The organism is Pustulibacterium marinum (assembly GCF_900116665.1).
Classification (GTDB): domain Bacteria; phylum Bacteroidota; class Bacteroidia; order Flavobacteriales; family Flavobacteriaceae; genus Pustulibacterium; species Pustulibacterium marinum.
The window spans coordinates 19,634-32,382 of the sequence record NZ_FPBK01000003.1; the positions used below are offsets into that span (position 1 = coordinate 19,634).

The window sequence follows — 12,749 nt, forward strand, 5'->3', positions numbered from 1 at the left end:
GATGCTCCGATGAAAACTTAAGTTTTTTCAGATTTCAAAAAAATAGGAAATCAATCCGGTAACATACTTTGTATAAGTATCGTCTATTAAATACCTTTGTGCCATCATTTCAATTTCTGACTCATGAAAAGAGACGTTAAAATTGCTATAGGGTCTGTTGTCTTTGGAGGACTTTCCTTTGCTGTAGTATTTGCATTGCTAAACCTCCTTACCAAAAGCACTCCATTTGATTGGAAAGAATTTCTTTTCAATTTCATTGGTTTCAGTATCGTTATGACCATTCTTAGTATTTTAAGAATTCGAAAAGAAAGAAGAAAAGAAAAAGAAAATCTTTAATCCTCCGGAGCCAATTCCTCTAGAAACTTAGACAAACTTTCCTCGGTAGGAAGCTCCAATTTTTTGCGTAATCGGTAGCGGGCAGTTTCTACCCCTCTAGTGGAAATATTTAATAACGGAGCTATTTCTTTATTGGTTAATCCCATTTTTATAAATGCACTCAAGCGTTTTTCCCTTTTTGTAAGCTCGGTACTTTGTTGTTTTAGAGCAGTAAAGAAATTTTCATGAATGTTTTCAAAATTATCTTCAAACACCTTCATGTATTCTTCATCTATCTTATGTTGATGCAGTTTATGGAAAATCTCGGTAAGCTTTTTATTGGACGTTTTTGTCTTTACAATGTTGCGAAGTTCTTTGAGTTCTTCTTGTAATTCATTGAAAAAATTCTTCTTACTTACTAGGAGCATCGTATAGTTTGCCAACTCTTTACTCTTTTTTAGTACATCTTCTTCCAAATGTCGCTTCGCCATTTCTATTCGTTCTTTATCACGCTCCAACTTAAGTTGTTTCACTTCCAATTGTAAAAGTCTGTTTGTTTCCTGCTCCCTTTCTTGTGCTTGTAAGTGTTGTTTTTCTATTTTTCGTTCTACTAATTTTACAGCAATAAATAAGGATAACAAACCAAATACCACGTAACATACCAGTGCGAAATTGGTTTGATACCATTTTGGCGCTATGCTAAATTTATAGGTGACAGGCGTGGTTTCTATGCCCAACGTATTTCTTGCTTTTACGTGAAATGTATACAATCCTGCCGGTAATAGGTTGTATTCTTTAAACGGCATTTTCTGCCAAGTACTCCAGGTTTTGTCTACATCTTCTAGCTTATAACTATATGTATTTAAAGCATTATTAGGAATTTTTGGAGCTGCAAAATTGAACCGGACAGAAGTAGCACTATTGGGTAACGTGATTAAACTATCTTGCACCAATGGCAATGAAAAAGCTTCCTCGTCTGCTGTATATTTTACTGAAACCAATTTGGTAGGAATGTTTTGTGCTCTATTCTGTGTATTGGTATGATACAGATATAAACCGGTATGGGTACCTACCAAAACATTTGCATCATTTATAGGAACGATGGTTTCCATGCCTCGGTTGAAAGTTCCTTTAGTTTCCAGAAAAATATCTTTTACAAATTCCGGATGCTCACTTTCATGATCAAAATACCCCAAAGCATCATCTACCACTGCCCATGTTTTACTGGAATCACTCACCAATTTTCGGGTATTCTTGTCTTTGTCCAAAATGGAATTCAATTCTTGGTAGGGTTCAAATTTATTCTCCTTTTTGTGATACTGATAAATCCCGTTATTGGTAGTAAATACAATATTCCCTTTCCAACGAAACACATTGATATTGTAAGGAGATTTTAATCCATTCTGATCTGTAAAATGATCAATGGCTACGACTCTATCGAGTGATTCATTTAATGTTAATTTATACACTCCTTTATATCCGTGACAAACCCAGTATGTATAGGGTTCGTCACCTGCTAAGATATCTCGACTCGATTCGTTAAAGCCCTTGATTTTCTCCTTCACTTCCCAGTTTCCATGATTTTCTGAAACCACAAATAACCCCGTATAGCTACATCCCAAAAACAAATTGGCTTTTCCCGGAATGGGTATCACTTTCCAAAAACTATTTTGATATCCTACTTTCGTTGCTTCCTTCTGTTCTATCTTAAAAATACCTTTATCATGCCCTGCCAGAATGGTGTTGTTTACCTTTTGAATGCTCCACGCTTGTCCTTGAGTATTGTTGATTAACTGAAAACTTTCAGGTCCTACACGGTTTTGGCTACTCAAATCGGCTACGTAAACACCTTGATTCGTTGCCACATATAAATGTGCTTTTTCTACCAAAACATCATAAACGGAAGCTTGATTGAAAATGGTAGTTTTCGGATTATTATAATCTATGTTGTCAATTCCATTATCCAATAATGCCCAGACATTTCCTTCCTTACTTTGCAACAATCCAAGTACTGTTTCATCTTGTAAATGAGCTGTTTTTTCTATCGTATACCCTTTGGAGTTCCATCTAAATGTGAGTAACCCCGAACGTAAAGTTCCTAATAAATAGGTATCAGGTTTCAATTGCAAAAAAGAAATGATACGATATTCTTTTTCTTTTGAACTAATATTGACTTGCTGTGAACTAATACCGGAATCTCTCTGTACTCTAAATACATGTCCATTATTCGCCAGTAATCCAAAATCTCCATTGCTAAAATTGGTGATTCCTATAATAAATTCATTATCATAAACCTCAGCATCAAATACCTTTTTTAGATAATGCTGATCCAAGTCTAGTTGAAAAATCCCTTCATTGGCGTCTTCCACATAGAATTCTTCATTGATCACATAGCTCTTTAAAAAACTGGTGGTCGCAGGAATCTGCGTTAGCCGTTTATTTTTATAAATGAAAAGTCGTTCAAATGTTCGAAAAACCATGTAATCTTTCACCTTACTAATCTGCCATACATTTTCAAAATTGACATTCTCCAATCCGGATTCTTTCACTAGTGAATGGTAGTGGTAGGCTCCAAACTCATCTACTGTCACCGTACCAAATTCATTATAACCACCTGCATAGATGGTCCCATCATCACCTATCATCAAACTACGAACAGAGGAATAGTTGGGAAGATTAATCATACTCCAGGTAGTTCCATTGTAAATCAAAATACCATCATTATTTCCAAAGAAAGTGGTTCCGTCCGAGTCTTCACAAGCTATCCAAAACTGTGAATCCGAATTAAAATCATCTCTTGTAAAATGTTTTACATTGGGTTGCTGTGATAACTTTTCAAGTACAGGTATATTTTCAGGATTTTCCTGACCAAAAGCCACACAGCTAAGTAATACGAAAAGGATTTCGAAGCACCTTTTCACATTATTGATATTAAAATATTGGGTGGTTTTATTTATCATAAATACAACAGAAGCTTTTCAGGTTGTGAATATATAAATATTTTAGTAGCCAATTTCAATATATTACTACTTCATACAGTTCAATTTAGATTATTTTATAAATCAATAAAACATTTATTTTCAATTATATAAATAAATAAACGTATTAAAAACGTATACTTTTTTTTAACTGACGTAATTGAAACGTATGACTTTATCATTCCGTTGAATACTTAAATAATAATTTCACCATCAGAAAATCAGTACTACTCTATAACGTTTTCGACGAACTTATGGAGACTTTAAAACAAACAAATTATTTAACCAATTTTTTCAATTTATGAGATTGCATAAAATTATTTTATGCTGTTTACTGCTAACAAGCCTTTTCTCCTTTGCACAGGAAAAAGAGATAACAGGAACAGTCACAGAAAGTGCTTCCGGCATGCCAATTCCCGGAGCTAATGTCACTGTAAAATACACCGCTAATGGTGTGGCTACAGATTTTGACGGAAAGTATTCCATCACTGCTTCACCAACCGATACTTTGGTGATATCTTATATTGGTTTTACTACTCAAGAATTTTTGGTTGGTAACAAAACAACCTTTAATGTAGCCTTGGCAGAAAATGCACAAGCATTATCAGAAGTCATCGTAGTGGGTTACGGTACCCAAAAAAGAGAAGACATTACCGGAGCCGTTGGTTTGGTAAAATCAGAAGCTTTTGACGAACGTCCTAATACAGATCTTGGTTCCTTGGTTCAAGGACAAGCTGCTGGTGTAAAGGTGATCAAAAGTTCTGGAAAACCATCTGCAGGATTTAATATTCGCGTGCGTGGTACCAGTTCTATTACAGGAAGTAGTGATCCATTGTATGTTATAGACGGGGTTCCTACTACAGATACTCGTTCTTTAAACCCTTCAGACATAGAGAGTATTTCTATTTTGAAAGATGCCTCTTCTGCAGCTATATATGGTGCAGGTGGTGCAAACGGGGTAGTTTTAATTACTACAAAGAAAGGATCGTCTGAAAAGCCGGTGTTTCAGTTTAGTAGCTATGTTGGAGTTTCTTCTGTATGGAAAACATTGGATGTATTAAATGCAGAACAATACCGTGATTTAATGACGGAAATGGGTAAAACTACCGATTGGAGTCAGTATACCAATAACACAGATTGGCAGAATGAGATTTTTCAAGATGCCATTTCTCAAAACTACCAATTATCGGTTTCCGGAAAACAAAACGGAACACAGTATTACATTTCCGGTGGTTATGTAAATCAAGAAGGTGCTGTACGCAGTGCAGAAATGGAGAAATACAATTTCAAAACGAACTTATCTAAAGAAGTAACCGATTGGTTAAAGATTGGAACCAACATCAACTATACTGTTTATGGTGATGTGGATGTGACCGATAATGCTGCCGTGAATCAAGGTGGTGTGTTACTGGGTGTTTTGGCTACGCCTCCAAACATTGGTATTTATAACGAAAATGGAACCTTTACAAGTAATCCTTTCCAAGATTGGGAAAATCCATATTCAAGTACAGATGGTTCCGACAGAGGTTACAAAAACCAACGTTTATTAGGGAATGTCTATACAGAATTTAGATTCGTAAAAGATTTGAAATTCAAGTCGAACTTTGGTATTGATTATAATGCAGATCGTTATGACTATTTCCTAGACCCATTCCGTACTAGTTATGGTAGAGCTACAAACGGTATTGGTAGATACAACACCAACATCAACAACTACTTTATTTGGGATAATACCTTAAGTTATAAAAAGCAATTTGGAGATCATAAAATAGAAGCACTTGCCGGAACGGTATATCAAAAATACCGTTGGGAATACAGTAGTATTGAACGCAGAAACTTTGCGAGCGCAGAAATCACCACTCCGGGTGCAGGTTCTGAAATCATTACAGCAAACGCTGGAAAAAGTGAAGCGGCTAACGCTTCTATCTTGGCACGTTTGGTTTATGATTACAAAAATAAATACTTACTTACAGCCAACTTCCGTAGAGATGGTTCTTCTAAATTCGGGCCTAATAAAAAGTGGGGTAACTTCCCTTCGGTTTCTGTGGGTTGGAGAATTTCTAATGAGTCATTCTTAGAAAATGTAGAAGAACTTACGGAATTAAAACTTAGAGCTGGTTATGGTGCGGTAGGGAACGATAATATTGCAACCTACGCATACCTTGCAAGAGTTGGTAGTGGCGGAAACTATCCTATCGGCGGTACTGCACAACCGGGAACATATCCTGCTACGATAGCTAATTACGATTTACAATGGGAAAGCTCAAATCAATTAAACGTGGGGTTAGATCTTCGTTTGTTTGATAGTAAGATCAGTTTTTCTGTGGACGGATATGTAAAAACAAATGACAATCTATTGTTAGATGCACCGCTACCAACCGGAACAGGATTCAGTAGTGCCATTCAAAACGTGGGACGCGTACAAAACAAAGGTTTAGAATTTCAATTAAACACTACTACGCTACAAAAAGGTGACTTTACCTGGGAAACATCAGCCAATATTTCGTTCAACAGAAATGAGGTTCAGGATTTAGTGGGTCAGGAATTGTATGATGGTAATGTTGCCGGTCGTGGAGAAGTCAGTTTAATCCGTGAAGGAGAAGCATTGGGAACTTTTTACGGTTATGTGTGGGGCGGTGTAGATCCGCAAACCGGAGATGTATACTACATTGATCAAAATGGGGAAAGCACTTTTAACCCAACGGCAGATGATCGCACCATTATAGGAAATGCAAATCCAGACTTTACCTATAGTCTTGGCAATACCCTAAGCTATAAGAACTTTGGTTTGAACATCTTTTTACAAGGTTCACAAGGAAATGATATTTTCAATGCTACCCGCGTGAACATGGAAGGAATGATCGATTCTAAAAACCAGTTCACATCTGTTTTGGATAGATGGCAAAATCCTGGTGATGTTACAGACATTCCAAGAGTGTTGGAAGGCGATATTAGAAACTCATTAGCTTCTGATCGTTATGTAGAAGATGGTTCATATTTACGTTTCAAAGCGGTGACTTTGAGTTACAATCTTCCTAAAACATTTTTAGAGAAAGTAAAGCTTACTACGTTCAAGCTTTATGTTACTGGTGAAAACTTGATCACCATCACAGATTACTCTGGTTTTGATCCGGAAGTAAATGCCTTTGGCGGTAGTAATACGGTACAAGGAGTAGACTTTGGAACTTATCCACAGACGAGAAATATCATTTTTGGTATGAACTTAACTTTTTAAAAACGCATTATGAAAAGATATCATTCTATAAAAACATATATGGCAGCGGCCTTGTTGCTAGCTGCTTCCGTAAGCTGTGAAGACGAGCTAGACCTGTACCCTATTTCGCAAGAAGTGGCAGACAATGCTTACAGTACCGGAACTCAAATTGAAGCTGCTTTAACCGGTGTATATGAGTCGTTTCAATCCTCTCAATACTACGCCTGGGATTTTGTCATGGCAGAAGATATTCGTAGTGATAATTACTATGCTGGTGGTGACAACCCAGAAATTTTTGCGTATGATCGTGTAGATCTTTCGCCTACCAACTCAAGAGTAAATGCTTTATGGGCTAGTGTATACAATGCTATTTCCAAAGCAAACTTGGTATTGGAAAAAACACCGGAAGTTACCGAGAACATTACCGAAGAGCGCAAGGATCAGATTTTGGGGGAAGCCTATTTTTTAAGAGCCTATCATTACTTTGTATTGGTTAAAAACTTTGGAGATGTTCCACTGTACATTAATTTTGTAAGCTCTGCAGACCCTGCTGACACACGTTTACCAAGAAGTTCAAAAGAAGAAGTATATGCACAAATTGTAAGTGATCTTAACAATGCTCTTACTCGTCTACCAGATACTTATGGTAGCGATGCCAGCGTAAACAAAGCCAGAGCTACCAAAGGAGCTGCCAATGCCTTGCTGGCAAAAGTATACGCGCAAATGCCTACACCAGATTATACGGCTGTTTTAGCACATGCCAATGCTGTGATCAATAGTCCTGCAGGCTATTCTTTACTTAGCAATTACGATGAACTGTTTGATGGAAACCATTATAACAATGCAGAGTCTATCATCGAAATTCAGTATTTGGGAGGAAACGAAGGAAACTGGGGACCACAAATGCACTTGCCTCCTTCTGTAAGTGGAGATAACTGGAGAAAATTTACCACACCATCTCATGATTTGGTAGATGCTTTTGACAGTGAAGGAGACAACATTCGTAAAAATGCAACCATCCTTTTTGAAAATGTTAGTTGGGTAGATGAATACTGGGGTAATGCCACAAACAGCAGTGTACCTTTTGCTTACAAGTGGAGAAATGCAGGTTCATGGGCAAGTTCAGATGATATTTATTTGTTGCGTTTAGCAGATATTATTTTGATGAAAGCTGAAGCTCAAAACGAACTTGGACAAACAGCAGATGCTGCCACCACTGTAAACTTGGTACGTAACCGCGCAGGTTTAGCAAATCTTAATAGTGATGCTACCGCTTCTCAAAGTGCTATGCGTATGGCTATTTTAAAAGAGCGCCGTTTAGAACTGGCACAAGAAGGACACCGTTGGAGTGATCTGGTACGTTTTGGTATGGCTCAAGAGGTTATGAATAGTGTAGATGATATTGACCTAAGTACAGGCCAATCCGTTAACTATGCTGTTGATGAACATGATCTTTTAATGCCGATTCCTCAAGCAGAAATCAACCGTAATCCTAATCTGGAGCAAAACCCGGGTTATTAATTTTGAAACGAAACATAGATGAAAAAACAATATATCACCATCAGTCTTTTGGCAATTGCCACACTTTTTACTGCATGTTCAGAAGATGAAAAACCCTACTACCCACCGCCAAGTACTGGTGGTGAAGGAACCGAGGTTGCTACTGCCCAAATGTGGGTGACCAGTGGAGACCAGAGTAGGTTACTAGCAGCGCAGGACAACCTTAGCATTGTAGATAATACTGAAACTACCTATCCTGCCATCACCATCAACAGTGGAGAACAATTACAAGAAATAGAGGGGTTTGGAGCTGCATTAACAGGTTCTTCAGCTTATTTGATCAAAAATAAGCTGAGTGCCGCGCAGCGCAATGCTTTACTGGCAGATCTTTTCAATGCAGAAAACGGTATTGGATTAAGCTACCTTCGTTTAACCGTAGGGGCTTCTGATTTTTCGTTGGAAGATTTCACCTATGACGATATGCCTTCCGGTATTACGGATGAGAATCTGGATAATTTCAGTATTGCGCATGACGAAACCAATGTCATTCCGGTATTGTCGGATATTCTGGCCATCAATCCAAACATTCAATTGATGGGAAGTCCGTGGAGTGCTCCAGCTTGGATGAAAACCAATCAAAGTTTGTATGGTGGTACATTGAGTACTTCATATTACAACACCTATGCAAACTATTTGGTGAAATATATTGAAGCATACGCTACTCATGGCATTACCATCAATGCAATTACGCCACAAAACGAACCATTACATACCTCTGGGTATCCTACCATGAAAATGGAAGCTACGGAACAAGCGGCATTCATCAAAAATGCATTGGGACCTGTTTTTGCAGCGAATGATATCGATACAAAGATCATTGCCTATGATCATAACTTTGATGAAACCAGTTATCCTTTAACTGTATTGGCTGACGAAGATGCTGCACAATATGTTTCCGGTAGTGCTTTTCACGCCTACGCAGGGGAAGTGAGTGCTATGGACAATGTACATGCTGCCTACCCGGATAAAGACTTGTACTTTACCGAGATCTCTGGTGGCGAATGGAGTACCGACTTTGGTTCGAACCTTAAATGGTACACGCGTAATATTTTGATAGGAACTACACGCAATTGGTCTAAAACTGCTTTGTTCTGGAACCTAGCATTGGATACCAATCACGGACCTACCAACAATGGCTGTAGTGATTGCCGTGGCGTAGTAACCATAGATGATGCTGGTGACGTGAGTGAAAATGTGGAGTACTATGCACTTGCACACTTTTCAAAATTTGTGCGTCCCGGTGCGCACCGCATCAGCAGTACTACGTTTGATGCCAGCACAGGCTTGTACAATGTAGCTTTTGAAAACACAGATGGTAGCATGGTATTGATCGTTCTAAATGAGAGTCCGTCTACCAAAAACTTTTCAGTGGTTTTAGGAGACCATCGCTTTGACGGATCCATACCACAATCAAGTGTTGCAACCATTACTTGGAATTATTAAAAACGAAACATCATGAAACATTTATATACCTACCTTATCGCTGCCTTTGCATTACTAGCAGCGGTGTCTTGTGAAAAAGACAATGTAGCGCCAGTGGGCAACTGGTCTTTAAGTGAACCAACACTTACGGCGCCAGACGATGGAAGCGCTTATATTTTGGACGAATCCGATCCTAACGAGCATTTTTATTTTGAATGGGAAGCTGCTGAGTCTACAGCCGGCTTTCAGGTACGTTACCAATTGGTACTAGATACTTTGGGAAGCGAAAATTATGATACACCCCTACTTTCGGTTGCTTCGGACAACAACGGAAAAGCCACTACCGGAAACCTAACCGCCGGTGATATTGACCTTGCGTTATCTTATGCAGGATTTCCTGCCGGGGAAGCTGCCGAAGTAGAATGGGCTGTGGTTGCTATTTGTCAGGATACCAAAACGGTGGCTGCGCGTAGTATTCACTTTACTCGTTTTGAAACCGAATATGTTCCGGTACAGTTATTTGTTTCCGGTGCCGCTACCGAAGCAGGTACAGATCTTTCCAATGCAGTGGCCATGCGTCACTTGTTAGATGGAGATCAAAACAACACCTTTGTTTTTGAAACCTATACTTCTCTGGAAGCAGGGATGCCATTCCAATTCTATAGCAAAAGAGAATTGCCGGCACACATCTATGGTGGTGGTGAAAATACCCTTATAAAAGGTGGTGATGCCCTTACGGTAGAAGAATCCGGAGTATATCGTATTACAGTAGATCTTATGAACAATACCTACAGCTTGTTGATGATCAACAATTGGAGTATTGTGGGAGAACCTATTCCAAATGGTTGGGGTGGTGATGCACCATTAACCTACATAGGTGGTGGTGTTTGGGAGTCTACCATGGTATTAACCAGTGGTGGGTTTGTTTTCCGTGCTAATGAAGACTGGGGTTATTTATTAAAACTAGTTTCAGGGACTACAGACGAAGTGTACATGGAAGCACAAGCAGGAGCTGCCGGAATTTCTATAGAAGACCTTAGTGTGGCCAACGCAGGAGAATATACCGTGACTTTAGACCTTTCTTCCGCTCCGTATACGTATCATATGGAATCTAATTTGAATCCACCATCAGAAACTCCGGATGCTTTGTATCTATTAGCCGATGGTGTTTCCGTAGCTACATTTGCTATGGATGGTGATGTTTTCAGTACCAATTATTTACCATTACAAGCAGGGGTTACCTACCAATGGAACAGTATGGAAGATGGTAGTGGAACAGCTTATTTTACTTCAGCAAGTATCGGAGCTTCAGACAATCCTGATGGAGATGCTGTAACGGGTGCTTTTGGTTTTGTAGAAGGCGAAGGTACTTTTAGCGTAGACCATGATCAGGCGTACAAATTGAGTCTAGACTTTGCTACCGGAAACGGAACGTGGAAGTACTACAACCTCAAAGTATTCCACTGGGATAATATCAATAATGGATGGGATGATCGCCAGGAAATACCTATGACCTATCAACATCCAAACACTTTTATATTAAGCACTAGCCTTACGGCCAATTACGATATCAAATTTATCTCTCCTTGGGATGTAGACTTGGGTACTGATACTCCAACAGCTATGAGCGGTAACTTGTACAATGGCGATGGTGGCGGTGTCAACTTAAATCCGATCACTACTACAGGAACCTACACTATGGAGGCTACCATAAACGATACCTATACAGGCGGAACCTACAGTATTACAGCAGAATAATTTCCCTAAACACATACCGGCAAATGCATGGCGTTTGCCGGTTTATATACCATCATTATGAAGTTATCTACCAAAAAACTAACCACCATGAGTCTTGGACTTTCCTTGCTCTGTGGTGTTGTGGCCTGTGATGAGCAGCCTGCAAAAGAAACCAACCTACCCAAAGGCAAGGTATATGTAACCAGTATGGATGAAACCCTGCTGCTTGCACCACAAGACCTGCCTACACATACCGAAGAAGAAATACATACAACCATCCAACTTGATACCGCCACTACCTACCAAACTATGGACGGTTTTGGCTATACCCTTACCGGCGGGAGCGCCATGCATTTACACAACATGAGTGCCCCTGCCCGCAAGGAACTTTTAGAAGAGTTGTTTGGTGACCACGAAACAAGTGTGCGTGTTAATTATCTGAGAATTAGTATAGGAGCTTCAGACCTAGACGAAGCTCCTTTCTCTTATGATGACCTACCGGAAGGTACTACCGATGTTCCTCTGGAGCATTTTACACTGGCACACGATACCTTGGATGTGGTACCGATGTTAAAAGAAATATTAGCTATCAATCCAAAAATTCAATTATTAGGTTCACCCTGGTCTCCACCGGTGTGGATGAAAGACAATCATGATACCCGTGGCGGTAGTCTATTACCGGAGTATTATGAAACCTATGCCCGCTACTTTGTAAAGTATATTCGTGCTATGGAAGCTGAAGGAATTACCATCAATGCGATGACCATTCAGAACGAACCCTTACACCCCGGTAACAATCCAAGCTTGTTAATGCTACCGGAACAGCAAAGTACTTTTATCAAGGAACATTTAGGACCACTTTTTAAGGAGGAAGGCATCAACACAAAGATCATTTTGTATGATCACAATGCAGACAGACCCGATTACCCTATCAGCATTCTTGATGATCCTGAAACAGCACAGTATGTAGACGGTGCAGCCTTTCACTTGTATGGTGGTGAAATAGATGCCGTAAGCAAAGTACACGAAGCACACCCCAACAAACATCTGTATTTTACAGAGCAATGGGTAGGTGCTCCCGGTGATTTTGCCAAAGAGATGAATTGGCATACCGAAAACCTCATCATTGGCGCACCGCGTAACTGGTGTAAAACAGTATTGGAATGGAACTTGGCGGCTGATGCCAACCAACAACCGCATACAGACCGTGGTGGGTGCGACCGTTGTTTGGGCGCTGTAACCATAACAGGTGATAACGTTACTCGTAACCCGGCATACTACATCATTGCACAAGCTGCTAAGTTTGTACGTGCAGGAGCAGTACGCATTGCCTCTACGATGGAAAAAGAACTACCAAACGTTGCCTACCAAAACCCTGATGGAAGTTTGGTAGTGATTGTTCAAAATAAATCAACTGAAAAACGAACATTTTATATAGATGCCAACGGTACGCGCCATTTGGCTGTGCTAGATGGTGAAACCGTAGGTACTTTTACCTTTTAATTTTCCTCTTGAAAATTTCC

At 39.4% G+C, this 12,749-nt stretch carries 7 protein-coding genes; 6 read left to right on the forward strand and 1 reads right to left on the reverse strand.

All coding sequences use genetic code 11. The annotated features are described in order from the left end of the window. Window positions 1-123 precede the first annotated feature (123 nt). Window positions 124-336, forward strand: a complete 213-nt coding sequence (locus tag BM383_RS06120) for a hypothetical protein (RefSeq protein WP_093024109.1) — start codon at window positions 124-126, stop codon at window positions 334-336. Here BM383_RS06120 and BM383_RS06125 read toward each other — a convergent pair. Further along, window positions 333-3,236: a triple tyrosine motif-containing protein gene (locus BM383_RS06125; protein ID WP_177229073.1), complete on the reverse strand. Its 2,904-nt coding sequence runs from the start codon at window positions 3,234-3,236 to the stop codon at window positions 333-335. The genes BM383_RS06120 and BM383_RS06125 overlap by 4 nt on opposite strands. Window positions 3,237-3,594: 358 nt before the next feature. Here BM383_RS06125 and BM383_RS06130 point away from each other — a divergent pair, with 358 nt between their 5' ends. From BM383_RS06130 to BM383_RS06150, 5 genes are read left to right on the forward strand one after another with little or no spacing between them, the layout of a single operon-like run. Then, complete coding sequence (locus BM383_RS06130; RefSeq protein ID WP_093024113.1) at window positions 3,595-6,528, forward strand: SusC/RagA family TonB-linked outer membrane protein; 2,934 nt, start codon at window positions 3,595-3,597, stop codon at window positions 6,526-6,528. A gap of 9 nt (window positions 6,529-6,537) precedes the next feature. Next, window positions 6,538-8,028 carry a RagB/SusD family nutrient uptake outer membrane protein gene (locus BM383_RS06135; protein WP_093024115.1) on the forward strand — a complete coding sequence of 497 codons (1,491 nt, stop codon included), beginning with the start codon at window positions 6,538-6,540 and terminating at the stop codon, window positions 8,026-8,028. 18 nt (window positions 8,029-8,046) lie between these two features. Continuing rightward, entirely contained in the window at window positions 8,047-9,510 is a 1,464-nt protein-coding gene (locus BM383_RS06140; protein WP_093024117.1) for a glycoside hydrolase family 30 protein, read from the forward strand. A 12-nt stretch (window positions 9,511-9,522) separates the two neighbouring features. Continuing rightward, window positions 9,523-11,247: a SusE domain-containing protein gene (locus BM383_RS06145; RefSeq protein WP_093024119.1), complete on the forward strand. Its 1,725-nt coding sequence runs from the start codon at window positions 9,523-9,525 to the stop codon at window positions 11,245-11,247. Between the two features lie 57 nt (window positions 11,248-11,304). Beyond that, the gene (locus BM383_RS06150) at window positions 11,305-12,729 is read left to right on the forward strand and encodes a glycoside hydrolase family 30 protein (RefSeq protein WP_093024462.1); all 1,425 of its coding nucleotides are present in this window, start codon (window positions 11,305-11,307) and stop codon (window positions 12,727-12,729) included. Window positions 12,730-12,749: the final 20 nt, after the last annotated feature.

What these genes read in the sequence shown, in the direction of transcription:
- BM383_RS06120 (WP_093024109.1), top strand. Translation starts at nt 124, where the DNA reads ATGAAAAGAGACGTTAAAATTGCTATAGGGTCTGTTGTCTTTGGAGGA.
- BM383_RS06130 (WP_093024113.1), top strand. Translation starts at nt 3,595, where the DNA reads ATGAGATTGCATAAAATTATTTTATGCTGTTTACTGCTAACAAGCCTT.
- BM383_RS06135 (WP_093024115.1), top strand. Translation starts at nt 6,538, where the DNA reads ATGAAAAGATATCATTCTATAAAAACATATATGGCAGCGGCCTTGTTG.
- BM383_RS06140 (WP_093024117.1), top strand. Translation starts at nt 8,047, where the DNA reads ATGAAAAAACAATATATCACCATCAGTCTTTTGGCAATTGCCACACTT.
- BM383_RS06145 (WP_093024119.1), top strand. Translation starts at nt 9,523, where the DNA reads ATGAAACATTTATATACCTACCTTATCGCTGCCTTTGCATTACTAGCA.
- BM383_RS06150 (WP_093024462.1), top strand. Translation starts at nt 11,305, where the DNA reads ATGAAGTTATCTACCAAAAAACTAACCACCATGAGTCTTGGACTTTCC.